Raw genomic sequence first — 14294 nt, forward strand, 5'->3', positions numbered from 1 at the left:
CCCGCTCCACACAAGGGCTCCATACAAGAGCTCCGCACAAAGCTCCGCACAAAAACGAGGGACTCCCGGCGCGCCCTGCGCACCGGGAGTCCCTCATTGCCACGCGGCAGAGCGCCTCAGATCAGGACTGGGGGCGGCTGCCGTGGTTGGCGCCGTTCTTACGACGGGCCTTCTTCTTGCGACGTCGCTTCGACGACATGTCGCCCTCCTTCCAACGATGCTCTACCTGTACCGATCACTTCGGTGTTCCACGTGGTGATCATGGCGCGCGTACCCAGCTCGCCACGCGTCACCCTTCATTGTGAAGCACCTCACGCCATCTTCACGCGATGGCCTAGCTTGCTAGGATGCTAGCATCGCCGATGTGGGTGATGAGGACGTCAAGCAGTTCAACGTGTACCTGCCGATCGGGCTGATCAAGCAGGTCAAGTACCGCGCCATCGAGTCGGGCATGTCGTTGTCGGCGCTGGTCGCCGACGCACTGCGCGCCTATCTCGACGACGCCGACGAATCCGGGCAGCAATCGAGCGAGCAGGAGACCTGACATGGCGACCGAAGGCATCGAGGCCGTGTTCCTGACGACACACAACTGGGGCAAGGCGGCCAAGTTCTTCCAGACCCTCGGCTACGAGCTGGAGTTCGCGACGGACCACAGCTCCGGCCAACTCCGCAACGGCGACGGGCCTTACGTGTTCATCGCCGAGGTCCCCGAGGACCAGGAGCCCGAGACGCGGATCGTGCTGAAGGTGCCCGACACGGACGCGCTCCGCCCCGATCCGGCGGCCGTCGAGGTGGTCACGCCATTCGAGGACACGCATTACGGGACCAGGGAGATGACCGTCCGCGACCCCGACGGGCGCGTGTGGAGCCTCCAGGCTCCCGCCGGGAACTGACCCACGGCGAAGGGGAACACCATGGCAGACGAGCAGTTCGAGGCGCCGGACAGCAGCGCGGTGCGGACCGCGCTCTGGCGGGCCATGCACGTCCGGGTCGACGCGCCCCCACACGTGGTCGAGGACGAGATCGGGCTGCGGCTGGCGGCCCCCGGGGACGACTGGCGGGACCGGCCGGACATGGACCCGCAGACCACCAGTGGGTTCCGGGCGGCCATGGTGGCGCGCGCCCGGTTCATCGAGGACCTGATCACCGAGCAGGCCGGGCGCGGGGTGGGCCAGCACGTCATCCTGGGCGCCGGCCTGGACACCTTCGCCCAGCGCAGGCCGGAGATCGCCTCCCGGCTGCGGATCTTCGAGGTCGACCAGCCCGGCCCCCAGGCATGGAAGCGCCGCCGCCTCGCCGAACTCGGCTACGGCATCCCGGAATGGCTGCACCTGGTGCCGTTCGACTTCGAGGCGGGCGGCTCCTGGCTGGAGCGGCTGGCCGCCGCCGGTTTCGATCCCGGGCAGCCGGCGGTCATCGTCTCCACCGGCGTCAGCATGTACCTCACCAAGGACGCCACCACCGCCACCCTCCGCCGGGTCGCCGGACTCGCCCCCGGCTCAACGCTCGCCATGACGTTCCTGCTGCCGACCGAACTCGTCGACGACGCCGACCGCCCCGGCCTGCGGGCGAGCGAGGAGGGCGCGCGGGCATCGGGAACGCCGTTCCTCAGCTTCTACACCCCGCAGGAGATGCTGGCCCTCGCCCGCGAAGCCGGTTTCCGGGACGCCCGCCATGTGCCGGGGGCATCGCACGCCGGGCGTTACTTCGCCGACCGCACCGATGGTCTCCGCCCGTCGAGTGGTGAGGATCTGCTATTGGCCACCGTCTGACGCCTCGTCAATCCCCGAGGAGCCGTGTCACATGGTCGTGGAAGGCGTGGGACGCGGGGTGCGTGGGGGCGTCGGGCAGGACCAGGTGGACGGTGAGGGGCGGGGCGTCGGACACCGGGAGATACCGGATGCCGGGGTGCGGGTGGCTGTGTTCGGTGCCCTCCGCGGTGACCCCCACGGCGTCGCCGACCGCGATGGCGGTCAGCCACTCGTCGACGTTGGCGACGTCGAAGGTCTGCGGGCGCTGGCCGCGCGGCCAGAGGTCGGCAGTGGTGGTGCTGGCGGTGGCGCAGAGCGCGACCGCGCGCGTGGCGAGGTCGGCCAGCCGCACGGCCGGGAGTTGCGCCAGCGGGTCGGTCTCGGGCACCGCGGCCACGCGGCGTTCGCCGTAGAGGGGGAAGGACCGCAGGCCGGTGTTCCCCGACGGCTCCGTCCGCAGGAACGCCACGTCGATCTGCCCGTGGCGCAGTGCGGTCTCCGGGTCGTCCCGGCGATGGACCTGCACCGGGGTGTCCGGGTGGTCCTGGCGCCAGCCGCGCAACAGTGGCACCGTGTGGCGGCCGAGCGCGGCCCAGGCGAAGCCGACCCGCAGCGGGCCCGAACCGGTCGTGATGTCCGCCAGCGCGGTCTCCACCTGGCTCAGGATGCGGTGTGCGTGTTCCCAGAGCCGCCTTCCGGCGTCGGTGAGGGCGAGGTGGCGGGTGGTGCGTTCGACGAGCTGGGTGCCGGTCCGGCGTTCCAACTGGTCGAGGGTGCGGGAGACGGCGGGCTGACTGATGCGCAGGACCGCCGCCGCGTCGGTGAAGGTGCCTTCGTCTCCGATCGCGGCCAGGACGCGCAGGTGCCGCAGCTCCACGTTCATAACCCCGGAGCATAGATGGCGCGCGGCGGACATTTCCCTCGCCGAGGAGCCGCGCGTAGCGTCCCGGCCATGAAGATCCTTCTGATCGGAGCAACCGGCAAGCTGGGTACGGCCGTTGGCGAGGCGCTGACCGGACGCGGCCATGAGGTCATCACCGTCGGGCGGACCGGCGGTGATCTGCGGTACGACATCGCAGATCCCGCGCAGGTCACGGAGATGTACGAGCGCGCGGGGTCGGTGGGCGCCGTGGTCGGCACGGCGGGCGACGTCCCGTACAAGCCGGTCCTGGAGATGAGCCCCGAGGACTATCGGTCCGCCTTCCACGGAAAGGTGCTGAACCAGATCGAGCTGGTGCGGCAGGGCGTCCCCCGTGTCGCGGAGCGCGGCTCGTTCACGCTGATCACGGGGGTGCTGGGGCGCGACCCGATCCCGACGAGCAGCGCGGCGTCGATGGCCAATGGCGCCGTCGAGGCGTTCGTGCGCGCGGCGGCCATCGAGATCGCCCCGCAGCGGATCAACGCGATCAGCCCGACCGTCTTCACCGAATCCCTGGAGAAGTACGGGGACTTCTTCCCCGGCATCCGGCCGGTCGACCTCGCCGAGGTGGCCCAGGCCTACGTCCGGTCCGTCGAAGGCGGCCAGACGGGGCAGGTCTACATTCTGGAGTGAGGACTCAGCACAGGTCACACTCGTCGTGAGCGCGCTGCTCCTGCTGCCCTTCCCCAGCTGGTACCAGCTCGTCCGGGCTGTTCATCGTCCACGCCACCGGGTTCTCCCCGCCCCCGAACCGCCCGCGCCCGATGTGGTAAATCCGCATTCGGGTGGGTAGGTGGCATGATGTGCGCTGGCTGAGCAACATCCGGACAGCGATAGCGTTCGCCCTGGTGGGGCCGCTGATCGTTTCCTTGCTGCTGGTGCCGTTCCGTACCGTCTTCCCCCCGACCGACGCGGCTCTCGTGCTGGTGGCGGTGGTGGTGGCCGTGGCGGCCCTGGGGTACCGGAGCGCCGGAGTGGTCGCGGCGCTGTCGGCCACCCTCTGGTTCGACTTCTTCCTGACCCGCCCGTGGGGTGCGCTGTCCGTCACCAGCGCCCAGGAGGGCTGGACGGCAGCTCTGCTGCTCGCCATCAGCCTCGCCGTCTCGGAGCTGGCGGTTCGCGCCCTCAGCCAGCGGGATCGGGCACGGTCGGCGCACGACCGCCTCAAGCTGCTGCACGACGCGGGCACGGCCATCGGCGCCACCCTCGACGCGGAGCGGACCGCGCAGGAGCTGGCGCAGGTGGCGGTGGGCCGGTTCGCCGACTTCGTCACCGTCGATCTGGCGGTGTGCGTCCTGGCCGGGGAGGAGATGCCCTCGGAGGGTGCCACATACGTGCGTCGGGTGGCCGTGGCCGGGGTCCGCCGGGACCATCCGCTGCTCCCCGAGGGCGGGCCGCCCCGCCTTGCCCTGTGCGATCCGCGGGCCCGTGGTTCGCCCTGCGGGCGGGCGAGGATCGAACCCGACCTGCGGGCCTGCGTCGACTGGCAGGCGCTGGTCCCCGAGCCCGCCGGGGCGGTGCTGGACCACGGCATGCGTTCGCTGATCACGGCTCCGCTGCGGGCGCGGGGCAGCGTGCTGGGGATGGTCGCCTTCTGGCGTACGCGGGACACCCGGCCCTTCACCGACAGCGACCTGTCCGACGCTCGGGAGCTGGCCGCCAAGGCCGCAGCGGCCATCGACAACGCGCGCCGTTACACGCGTGAGCGGGCCACCGCCCTGGCGCTCCAGCGCAATCTGCTGCCCCGGCATCTGCCCCAGCAGACGGCAGTCGATGTGGCGTCCCGCTATCTTCCGGCGGATTCGCGGGCCGGAGTGGGCGGCGACTGGTTCGATGTGATCCCGCTGTCCGGCAGCCGCGTGGCGCTCGTCGTCGGGGATGTGGTCGGCCACGGCATCAACGCCTCCGCCACCATGGGACGGCTGCGCACCGCCGTGCGCACCCTGGCCGATGTCGACCTGCCGCCCGACGAACTCCTCACCTACCTCGACGACCTGATCATCCACCTCACCGATGACGAACGGGACACCACCGCCGAAGAGGACGAAGAGGACACGGACACGGAGACCACCGGCGGGCTGGGAGCGACCTGTCTGTACGTGGTCTACGACCCGGTCTCCCGGCACTGCGCACTGGCGTCGGCCGGCCATCCGCTGCCCGTCCTCGTCACCCCCGGCGGCCGGGCCGACCTGATGCGCGGCTTCACCGGCCCGCCCCTCGGCCTGGGCGGCTTCCCGTTCGAGACCACCGAGCTGGACCTGGCCGAGGGCAGCGTACTCGCCCTGTACTCCGACGGTCTGGTGCGCGCGAGCGACCGCGACATCGACGCGGGGCTGACCAAGCTGTGCGACGCGCTGTCGGTGCCGGACGCCTCACTGAACGCGGCCTGCGACACCGTTCTGCGCACACTGGCTGCCGACCGCCCGGCGGACGACATCACCCTGCTGCTCGCCCGTACCCGCGCCCTGACCCCCGACCGGGTCGCCGGCTGGGACATCGCCGCCGACCCGGCCCTGGTCGTGCAGGCCCGGAAGCTGGCCGTGGAGCAGCTCGACACCTGGGGGCTGTGGGACATGGCCTTCATCACCGAGCTGCTGGTCAGCGAGCTGGTCACCAATGCCATCCGCTACGGCGCCGCACCGATCCGGCTGCGGCTGATCCGCGACCGCAAGCTGATCTGCGAGGTGTCCGACGCCAGCAGCACCACCCCCCATCTGCGCCGCACCCTCGCCTACGACGAGGGCGGCCGCGGCCTGGTGCTCGTCGCCCAGCTCAGCCACAACTGGGGAACGCGCCAGACCACCGCCGGAAAGACCATCTGGTGCGAGCAGATGCTGCCGGTCACGGAGTGAGCGGCCGAACTCACCCCGATACGGCAGCCGGCGGGACCGCGTCCTGGGCCCCGGCCTCGAGGAGCAGGTGCCAGCCCGGGGTGTAGGCGCTGTGCAGCACCAGCGACGCCGCGCCGACGGCGCCGACCGCGTCTCCGATGAGGCTCGGCTCGATGGCGATGGTGCGTACGGCGCGTGCGATGGAGCGGTCGTTGACCCAGGTGTCCATCGCGCGGCAGACCGTCTCCTCGATGTCGTGCAGCGCCTCGCCGCCGATCACGATACGGCGGACGTCGAGCAGGTTCACCGCGGTCACCGCCGCGCGGCCGATGCGCTCCGCCGCCCGGTCGACCGCCTCGGCGGCGTGCGGATCTCCCTTCGCCGCCGCGGCACACAGCCTGCCCCAGTCGGCACGTGTCCGCTTCGGGTCCAGGGTCAGGCCGAGCCGTTCGGCCTCGCACCTGCCGTGCTGGGCGGCGAAGGCCGCGAGGACCGCGTGGGGTGCCGCGTACGCCTCCAGGCAGCCGTGTGCACCGCAGTGGCACGCGGCCCCGCCCGACTCGACCACGACATGGCCGAACTCCCCCGCATTGCCGGAGTTTCCCCGCAGGACCGAGTCGGCGAGCATGATCCCGCCACCGATCCCGGCGCCCAGGTAGACGAAGAGGAAGTCGCCCGCCCGGTTCGCACCTCCGGCCCAGCGCTCCCCTATGGCGGCGGCAGTGGCGTCGTTGTCCATCACCACCGGCGGCCCGGTGGCCTCGGCCAGCAGGTCGGCGAGCGGTACGTGGTGCCAGGAGGGGAAGTTGGGCGGGTCGAGCACCATGCCACGGCGGCTGTCTATCGGCCCGGGAACGGCCACGCCCAGTCCGAGCACCCGGCGGGGCTCCACGCCCGACTCCCTGATCAGCGCCTTCACTCCGCGGCCCACCACCCGCACCAGCCGGTTCGGGTCGGTCTCGGAGGAGGTGCGCAGCCTGCGCCGCCGCAGCACCCGGCCGGACAGGTCGAGCAGGACGGCCACCGTGGTGTCGGGGTCGAGATGGACGCCGACGGCGTACGCGGCCTCCGGGCGCAGCGACAGCAGCGTACGCGGCTTGCCGCCGCGGGACGGGGCCTGGCCGGTCTCCTGGATCAGCCCCTCGTCGAGCAGCCGGCGCACCACGTTGGAGACGGTCTGGTTGGTCAGGCCGGTGGCCTCGGACGGCGGTACGACGACCACCGTACGGCTGTCCCTGCTGCGCGCGCCGCGCTTCCCCGACCCGGACACCGACCAGGGTGTGCACCGCTTCCGGTACGCCTTCGTCCCCGGCGCGGGCATCGCGGAGGCGGTGCGCGAGGGGTACCGGATCAACCTGCCGGAGCGTTCCGTGCCGGGTGACTCGGCGGTGGCGCCGCTCGTGGCGGTGGACGGCGATCCGGTGGTCGTGGAGTCGGTGAAGCTGGCCGACGACCGTTCGGGGGCGGTGGTGGTACGGCTGTACGAGGCGCTGGGCCGACGGGCGCGGTCCCCGGTCACCGCGGGGTTCCGGGTCGCCTCGGCCGTCGCCGTCGACCTGCTGGAGCGCCCGTTGCCGGACGGTCACGCGGCGTTCGAGGTGTCGGACGACGGTGCGGTGCCGCTCTCCCTGCGCCCTTTCCAGATCATCACTCTGCGCATGTTCCCGGCGATCGATTAGGCTCGGCAGATGGCGAAGTACTTCGATGTGCACCCCGACAATCCTCAAGCGCGCACGATCAGCAATGTGGCCGACAGGATCCGCTCCGGCGCGCTTGTCGCCTACCCGACGGACTCCTGCTTCGCGCTGGGCTGCCAGATGGGCAACCGCGACGGCATCAGCCGGATCCGGTCGATCCGTAACCTCGACGACCGTCACCACTTCACCCTGGTGTGCCAGGATTTCGCGCAGCTGGGTCAGTTCGTGCACATCGACAAGGACGTGTTCCGCGCGATCAAGGCGGCGACGCCCGGCAGCTACACCTTCATCCTGCCCGCCACGAAGGACGTGCCGCGGGCGCTGCCGCATCCGAAGAAGAAGACGGTCGGGGTGCGGATTCCGGACCACGCCGTCACTCAGGCGCTGCTCGCCGACCTCGGCGAGCCGCTGCTGTCCAGCACCCTGCTGCTGCCCGGCGAGGACGAGCCGATGACGCAGGGCTGGGAGATCAAGGAGCGGCTCGACCATGTGGTGGACGCCGTGGTCGACTCGGGAGACTGTGGCACCGAGCCGACCACGGTCATCGACTTCTCCGGCGGCGAAGCCCAGATCGTACGCCGAGGAGCGGGCGACACCGCGCGGTTCGAGTAGGACTAACCGTCGATGCACTTGGGGTACTTCGAGCCCCGGTTGCAGTCGTGGTAGTCGTACTTGCTGACCCGGAACTTCTTCTCCTCGCCCCCCTTAGCGGGATCGACGACCAGATAGAACTTCTTCCCGTCCTTCACCTTCTCGGTGACCTTCCCCTCCGGCCCTTTCTCGAAGTCCTGTGCGCACCCGGTGAGTGCGAGGGCGGTCACGGCCACGAGAGCGAGGGCGGGGGCGAGGCGGCGTTGCATGTGGTGCTCCTGATCGACTTGAAGACGAGGGCAGTCTAAGGTCATCCGCCGCCCCGCTGAGCAGGCAGGGTCCGGCGATCACACCCCCTTCACACACGGCGTCCCGGCACCGGCCGAATCGGGGCCTCGCGGGCTACCGTTGGAGCGAATGGCTCCACCGGTCCCAGCTTCTTGACCGACGCCGTGAGGACCAGCCATGACCGATGCCCCGAAGGCCGACCTGCACGAAGGGTTCCGCGACCCGCTGCGCGCCGGATCTGCTGCGCACGGCACGGCAGCGCGCCGTCCCGTCGCCGCCCAACCTCACCTGGCTCCACACGGCTCTCGAGACGTCGGAGCTGGAAGAGGGTTCGTACGACGCGGTCCGCAGGCCGGGCGTGACGACGACGCGCTGGTGCGCCCCCTGGACGATCTGCTGGAGCGTGCGCTTCCCCAGCCGCTGGCGGGGCGGAAGATCCCGCTGGAGCTGGCGGCGCGCGGAATGGCGGAGGTGGGGCTGGAGGCTCAGGCCGCCGGAGCCCACGACAGCCCGTTTCTCGCCGCGTTCACGGGGGTGCTCACCACCGCTCGCCGCCCGGATGAGGCGTGACCCTCGTTTTACTCAACTGCGCCTTCCGTCAAATCTCTTGACGCCCCACCACCTCGGCCTTAGCTTCGGCGTTTATAAATGCAGATTGAGTACGCACATGTAGACAGTCTCGGGGGCCAGGATGAGATCCGACCGGGCGCGCACCGTGCTCACCCTTGTGGTCTCGGGGACGATGCTGGTGACCAGCGCGTGTGCCGTGGCGAACAGCGACGCCGCCGGTGATGCCGGGAGCGCGGGCGGCGGCACGCTGCGGGTGGTGCTCACCCAGGAACCCCCGACGCTGGAGCCCTGCGAGTCGTCGCTGACCGCGACCGGAGTCGTCGTCCGCTCGAACGTCACCGAACCGCTGGTGGAACGGGACCCCACATCGGGCAGGCTGGAACCGCTGCTGGCGACCGGCTGGCGGCAGACGAAGCCCACGACGTGGACCTTCGGCATCCGCTCGGGCGTCACCTTCCAGAACGGGCGGCCGTTCACCGCGGAGGACGCCGCCTTCTCCATCGAACGCGCCGTCAACTCGGACCTCGCCTGCAACGTGGACGGCTATGTCTTCGGCGACGAGAAGCTCGACGTGCGCGCCGTCAGCCCCACCCGGCTGACCGTCACCACCCGGAAGGCCGACCCCATCCTCCCGCTGCGGCTCAGCTTCATCGAGATCGTGCCGCGCACCACCGACACCCGGGCCAAGGTGCGCGTACCGGTCGGGACCGGCCCCTACGCCGTCAGGAAGTGGGAAACCGGGGTCTCGATCTCCCTTGCCCGCAACGACACGTACTGGGGCAAGGCTCCCGCCTACCCCCGCGCCCGATATGTGTGGCGCAGCGACGCCAGTGTCCGTGCCGCGATGATCGACAAGGGCGAGGCCGACATCGCGACGGCGCTGGACCCCGTGGACGCGTCCAAGGACAGCACCGTCGCCTACCCCAACAACGAGACGACCGCCCTGCGGCTGGACGGCCGTGAGGCACCGCTGAACGACATCCGGGTGCGCAGGGCGATCGGCATGGCCGTCGACCGCACGGGCATCGTCGACGCCCTGCTCGGGGGACTCGCCAAGCCCGCCGCGCAACTCGTCCCGCCCGGCGTGGTGGGTCACGACGACGGCCTCGCCACCGCCCCGTACCGGGTGGCCGCGGCCCGCGCGCTGGTCGAGCGGGCGGCCGCCGACGGCGTCCCGGTCGAGCGGCGGATCACCCTCGTCGCGCGCAACGGCCAGTTCGCCGGGATCGCGGAGGTGGCCGAGGCGCTCCAGTACCAGATGGCGCGCATCGGGCTGAACGTACGGATCCGGATGGCGGACACCGCCACCCACCTCCAGTACCAGCTGCGCCCGCTCCCCCGCGGCGTCGGGCCGATAGCGCTGCTGATCATGCACGGCAACCAGGCCGGGGACGCGGCCTTCACCACCAGTCAGTACCTGCTGAGCGACGGCCCCCAGTCCACCTTCGGCACCCCGCGGCTCGACCGGCGCATCGCCGCGGCGAACGCGCTGTCCGGCAAGGCCCGCCAGAGGGCCTTCGCCGAGGTGCTCGCCTACCAGAACGAGAAGGTGGCGCAGTACGCCTACCTGGCCCATATGCGCGGGCTGCTCGGGCTGTCGCCCTCGGTGCGGTACCGCCCGGACTCCGCCACCGGGGACGAGATGCGGCTGGCCGAGGTCCGTCCCGTGAAGGCGGGGAACCACTGACATGGCGTCCTTCCTGCGCAAGCGCATCATCTCCAGCGCGATCCCCCTGGTGTTCGTGGTGCTGGGCGTGTTCTGCCTGGCCCGCCTCACCGGCAACCCCGTCGACCTCTACCTCCCGCTGAGCGCCACCCCCGAGCAGCGCGCGGAATTCTCCGCCGCCCACGGCTTCGACGACTCCGTCCCGGTGCAGCTGTGGGACTACCTCGGCAATGCCGCGCGGCTCGACTTCGGCGTATCGCTGCGCACCGGGGAGCCCGCCGACTCGATGGTGCTGGAGGCGTTTCCCGTCACCCTCCAGCTCGCCGGGATGACGATGCTGCTGGCGGTCCTCGGCGCCCTGCTGGTCGGCAGCCTCGCCGCCTACCGGCCCCAGTCGGCCGTCGACCGGCTCGCGGGGCTGCTGTCGATGACCGCGGCCAGCATCCCCGACTTCTGGTTCGCGATCATGGGTGTGCTGGTCTTCGGAGTGGCTCTGGACTGGCTGCCGACCTCCGGCACCCTGGGCGGTCCCGAGGTGTGGGTGCTGCCGCTGGCCACCTTGCTGATCCGCCCGTTCGGGGTGCTCGTCCAGGTGGTCCGCGGCAGCATGGTCGGCGCGCTGTCGGCTCCTTACGTCAAGGTCGCCCGCAGCAAGGGCGCCGATGCCACGCGCGTGGTGTTCGGGCACGCCCTGCGCAACGCCATCACACCCGTCCTGACCGTGGCCGGGGATCTCGCCGTCGGCCTCGTCAACGGCGCGGTGGTGGTGGAAACGGTCTTCGGCTGGCCCGGGATCGGCAAGCTCATGATCGACTCGATTCTCCAGCGCGACTTCGCGGTGTTGCAGGCCGCCGTCCTGCTCACCGCCGTGACGATCTTCGCGCTGAACATCCTCGTCGACGTCTGCCACGCGCTGATCGACCCCCGAGTGCGCCAGGCGGTACCGGCGTGAGCGAAGGAGCCACCATGCCCGCCCCCGACGACCGCACTTCGTCCGCGGCCACCTCGTCGCGTACCCGGCCGCCCCGCTGGTGGCGGCTGCTCGGCAGGGACCGGGGCGCGGCCGCCGCGGCCGTCATCCTGGCCCTGGTGTTCCTCGTCGCGCTGTTCGGCCGGCTGTTCCTCGGCGACCGGGCGGTACGGCAGGATCTGCGGGCCTCGCTGCGTCCGCCCTCCCTCGACCACGGCTTCTACGGGCTGCTCGGCACGGACGTCCTGGGCCGCAGCGTGCTGGCCCGGCTGGTGGACGCCGCCGCGACGACTCTGTCCATCGCGGTGCCCGCGGTGCTGTGCTCGCTGCTGATCGGCTCCGCCCTGGGGCTGTGGGCCGGGTACCACGGGGGCGTGCGCGAGAACGTCGCGATGCGCGTCGCCGATGTCATCCTCAGCTTTCCGTCCCTGCTGATCGCGGTGGTCGTGCTGTACGTGTTCGCACCCAGCGCGACGAACATCGTGCTGATCCTCGCCGTCGCGCGCATCCCCGTCTATCTGCGCACCGCCCGCGCCGAGGCGGCCGAGCTGAGAAGCCGTCTGTTCGTCGACGCGGCCCGGACCTTCGGTACGCCCGGCCCGGCCATCATCCGGCGGCACCTCCTGCCGATCGCGCTGCCGACCCTGCTGACCGTGGCCACGCTCGACTTCTGCTTCGTCATGCTGACCGAGTCCTCTTTGAGTTTCCTCGGCATCGGCATCCAGCCGCCCGAGGTGAGCTGGGGGCTGATGGTGGCCCAGGGGCGCCAGTACCTCCGGACCGCCTGGTGGATCGCCGTGCTGCCGGGGCTCGCCATCATGCTCACCACGGTGTCGGCCACGGTGCTCGCCGCCTGGGTACGCCTGGCCACCGACCCCGGCCAGCGGTGGCGGCTGACGCTGCCCCGGAAGCGGCGCGGCGAGCGGGCCGCCGTACCCCCGGAGATGATCGCATGAAGCCGTCCGCCCTCCCCTCGCCCGCCGCGACCGGCCGCCCCGCGCTCGAGGTCGAGGGGCTCCGCGTCGATCTGCACACCCCCTCCGGCACGGTCCGCGCCGTGGACGGCGTCAGCTTCGGCGTACACAAGGGGCGCACCCTGGCGCTCCTCGGCGAGTCCGGCTGCGGGAAGTCGATGACCGCGCTGTCCATCGCCGGGCTGCTCGACCCCGTGGCCGAGGTGACGGGCGGCTCGGTACGGGTGTCCGGCACCGAGGTGGTGGGGCTGGGCCGGGCCGAGCGCAGGAAGCTGGCCGGTCCCGTGCTGTCGATCGTCTTCCAGGACGCGCTGGCCGCGCTCAACCCCGTCCAGCCGGTCGGCCGCCAGCTCGCCGAGCCGTTCCGCATCCATCGCGGGCTCTCGCGCCGCCAGGCCGCGGAGAAGGCGGTGGAGCTGATGACACGCGTCGGCATCCCCGAGCCCCGGCTGCGGGCCCGCTCGTACCCGCATCAGTTCTCCGGCGGCATGCGCCAGCGGCTGCTGATCGCGATGGCCGTCGCCCTGGACCCCGATGTGCTGATCGCCGACGAGCCCACGACCGCGCTCGACGTCACCGTACAGGCGCAGATCATGCGGCTGCTGCGGGACCTCCAGACCGAACGGGACATGGCGCTCGTGCTGATCACCCACGACTTGGCGGTGGTCGCCCGGCGCGCGGACGACGTCGTGGTGATGTACGCGGGCAACGTGGTGGAGACCGGCCCGGTGCGAGAGGTGTTCTCCCGCCCCCGCCACCCCTACACCAGGGCGCTGCTGGACTCCGTGCCCGAACACGCCGTCAGGGGGCGTCCGTTGCCCGCCGTCCCCGGCAGCCCGCCCGAGCTGAGCGCGGTACCGTCCGGCTGTGTCTTCCGGGCCAGATGTCCGCTGGCCGACGAACGCTGCGCCCGGGAACGCCCTCCCCTGGAGCCCGTGGGCGCCTCGCGCTCGGCCGCCTGCCACTTCTCCGAGGAGCTCGACCGTGGCTGAGAACCCCGGAACACCTCTGCTCGACGTGCGCGGCGTGACGAAGTCGTTCGGCCACGGCCGCCGCCGGCTGACCGCGGTCGACGGAGTCGACATCCGGGTCGAGCGCGGACAGACCCTCGGCCTGGTGGGCGAGTCCGGATGCGGAAAGTCGACCCTGGCCCGGGTGGTCCTCGGGCTGGAGCGGCCGGACGCGGGAACGGTGCGCTTCGACGGCACCGATCCGTTCACCCTGAAGGGCAGGGAACTGCTGGCGTGGCGGCGCCGGGTGCAGATGGTGTTCCAGGACCCGTTCGCCTCGCTCAACGCCCGGATGTCCGCGGCCGACCTCATCGGCGAGCCGTGGCGCACCCACCGCGACATCGTGCCCACCGCACGGGAGCGGGACCGCCGGGTCGTTGAGCTGCTGTCCCTCGTCGGACTGCGGGAGAGCGACGCCCACCGCTATCCGAACGAGTTCTCCGGCGGGCAGCGGCAGCGCATCGGCATCGCCCGTGCGCTGGCCCTCGAACCCGACCTCATCGTGTGCGACGAACCCGTGTCCGCGCTGGACCTGTCGGTGCAGGCCCAGGTGCTCAATGTGCTCTCCGAGCTGCGGACGCGGCTCGGCGTCTCCTATGTGTTCATCTCCCACGACCTGTCCGTGGTCCGGTACGTCTCCGACCGGGTGGCGGTGATGTACCTGGGCAAGGTCATCGAACACGGCCGCGCCGACGATGTCTTCGACCGCCCGCTGCACCCCTACACCGCCGCCCTGATGTCATCCGCTCCCCGGCTGGAGGTGTCCGGGGCGGCACACGATACGGAGATCCCCCTGCACGGGGAGATCCCCTCCCCGTACGGCATTCCCTCGGGCTGCCGGTTCCGGACCCGCTGCTGGAAGAGCGAGCCCCGCTGCGCCGAGACCGCCCCCGCGGCCATCAGCCGCGAACCCGCGGCGCACACCGGGCGCGAGCCGCACGAGGCCCTGTGCCACTTCCCGCTCGACGGCTGATGCCGGTCCGGGCGGGCCGGGCGTCCCGATGCGGACGTCCGGCCTGCCGCTCCT

17 protein-coding genes are annotated in these 14294 nt (G+C 71.3%); 13 read left to right on the plus strand and 4 right to left on the minus strand.

The annotated features are described in order from the left end of the window. Nucleotides 1-121 precede the first annotated feature (121 nt). Entirely contained in the window at nt 122-199 is a 78-nt protein-coding gene (locus HYQ63_RS45840) for a 50S ribosomal protein bL37 (RefSeq protein WP_370443954.1), read from the minus strand. A gap of 165 nt (nt 200-364) precedes the next feature. Here HYQ63_RS45840 and HYQ63_RS02450 point away from each other — a divergent pair, with 165 nt between their 5' ends. The 3 genes from HYQ63_RS02450 to HYQ63_RS02460 are packed head-to-tail and all read left to right on the plus strand — an operon-like array spanning nt 365 to nt 1772. Continuing rightward, complete coding sequence (locus tag HYQ63_RS02450; RefSeq protein ID WP_009712330.1) at nt 365-544, plus strand: ribbon-helix-helix protein, CopG family; 180 nt, start codon at nt 365-367, stop codon at nt 542-544. A gap of 1 nt (nt 545) precedes the next feature. Then, nucleotides 546-893 carry a glyoxalase/bleomycin resistance/extradiol dioxygenase family protein gene (locus HYQ63_RS02455; protein ID WP_179932278.1) on the plus strand — a complete coding sequence of 116 codons (348 nt, stop codon included), beginning with the start codon at nt 546-548 and terminating at the stop codon, nt 891-893. A 21-nt stretch (nt 894-914) separates the two neighbouring features. Further along, entirely contained in the window at nt 915-1772 is an 858-nt protein-coding gene (locus tag HYQ63_RS02460) for a class I SAM-dependent methyltransferase (protein ID WP_179932279.1), read from the plus strand. Between the two features lie 7 nt (nt 1773-1779). Here HYQ63_RS02460 and HYQ63_RS02465 read toward each other — a convergent pair whose 3' ends face one another. Next, a complete protein-coding gene (locus HYQ63_RS02465; protein ID WP_179932280.1) occupies nt 1780-2634 on the minus strand; it encodes a LysR family transcriptional regulator in 855 nt (284 codons plus the stop codon). Nucleotides 2635-2703: 69 nt separating this feature from the next. On the opposite strand from HYQ63_RS02465, the gene HYQ63_RS02470 reads away from it, so the two are divergent. Together HYQ63_RS02470 and HYQ63_RS02475 are read left to right on the plus strand one after the other, a co-directional pair. Beyond that, nucleotides 2704-3303, plus strand: coding sequence for a short chain dehydrogenase (locus HYQ63_RS02470; protein ID WP_179932281.1), 600 nt, complete (start codon nt 2704-2706; stop codon nt 3301-3303). A 170-nt stretch (nt 3304-3473) separates the two neighbouring features. Next, nucleotides 3474-5522 carry a SpoIIE family protein phosphatase gene (locus HYQ63_RS02475; protein WP_257231550.1) on the plus strand — a complete coding sequence of 683 codons (2049 nt, stop codon included), beginning with the start codon at nt 3474-3476 and terminating at the stop codon, nt 5520-5522. Between the two features lie 10 nt (nt 5523-5532). Here the strand turns inward: HYQ63_RS02475 and HYQ63_RS02480 are convergent, their stop codons facing one another. After that, the gene (locus HYQ63_RS02480) at nt 5533-6723 is read right to left on the minus strand and encodes an ROK family protein (RefSeq protein WP_373689012.1); all 1191 of its coding nucleotides are present in this window, start codon (nt 6721-6723) and stop codon (nt 5533-5535) included. Between HYQ63_RS02480 and HYQ63_RS02485 the strand changes: the two genes are divergently transcribed. Further along, a complete protein-coding gene (locus tag HYQ63_RS02485; RefSeq protein WP_373689014.1) occupies nt 6695-7180 on the plus strand; it encodes a glycosyl hydrolase-related protein in 486 nt (161 codons plus the stop codon). The two genes, HYQ63_RS02480 and HYQ63_RS02485, sit on opposite strands and share 29 nt — an antisense overlap. A gap of 9 nt (nt 7181-7189) precedes the next feature. Further along, complete coding sequence (locus tag HYQ63_RS02490) at nt 7190-7810, plus strand: L-threonylcarbamoyladenylate synthase (RefSeq protein ID WP_179932285.1); 621 nt, start codon at nt 7190-7192, stop codon at nt 7808-7810. Nucleotides 7811-7812: 2 nt separating this feature from the next. Here the strand turns inward: HYQ63_RS02490 and HYQ63_RS02495 are convergent, their stop codons facing one another. Then, on the minus strand, nt 7813-8058 hold the full coding sequence (locus tag HYQ63_RS02495; protein WP_179932286.1) for a hypothetical protein: 246 nt from the start codon (nt 8056-8058) through the stop codon (nt 7813-7815). A 196-nt stretch (nt 8059-8254) separates the two neighbouring features. On the opposite strand from HYQ63_RS02495, the gene HYQ63_RS02500 reads away from it, so the two are divergent. From HYQ63_RS02500 to HYQ63_RS02525, 6 genes are all read left to right on the plus strand, one after another. Continuing rightward, a complete protein-coding gene (locus HYQ63_RS02500; RefSeq protein WP_179932287.1) occupies nt 8255-8647 on the plus strand; it encodes a hypothetical protein in 393 nt (130 codons plus the stop codon). 121 nt (nt 8648-8768) lie between these two features. After that, entirely contained in the window at nt 8769-10334 is a 1566-nt protein-coding gene (locus tag HYQ63_RS02505) for an ABC transporter substrate-binding protein (RefSeq protein ID WP_179932288.1), read from the plus strand. Between the two features lies 1 nt (nt 10335). Further along, nucleotides 10336-11265, plus strand: a complete 930-nt coding sequence (locus HYQ63_RS02510) for an ABC transporter permease (RefSeq protein ID WP_179932289.1) — start codon at nt 10336-10338, stop codon at nt 11263-11265. Nucleotides 11266-11279: 14 nt separating this feature from the next. After that, the gene (locus HYQ63_RS02515) at nt 11280-12239 is read left to right on the plus strand and encodes an ABC transporter permease (protein ID WP_179932290.1); all 960 of its coding nucleotides are present in this window, start codon (nt 11280-11282) and stop codon (nt 12237-12239) included. Further along, nucleotides 12236-13249, plus strand: coding sequence for an ABC transporter ATP-binding protein (locus HYQ63_RS02520; RefSeq protein WP_179932291.1), 1014 nt, complete (start codon nt 12236-12238; stop codon nt 13247-13249). The genes HYQ63_RS02515 and HYQ63_RS02520 overlap by 4 nt, the downstream gene beginning before the upstream one ends. Further along, entirely contained in the window at nt 13242-14240 is a 999-nt protein-coding gene (locus HYQ63_RS02525; protein WP_179932292.1) for an ABC transporter ATP-binding protein, read from the plus strand. Before HYQ63_RS02520 ends, HYQ63_RS02525 begins: the two co-directional genes overlap by 8 nt. The last annotated feature ends 54 nt before the right edge of the window (nt 14241-14294 follow it).

Source organism: Streptomyces sp. Rer75 (genome assembly GCF_013414305.1).
Taxonomy (GTDB): Bacteria; Actinomycetota; Actinomycetes; order Streptomycetales; family Streptomycetaceae; genus Streptomyces; species Streptomyces himastatinicus.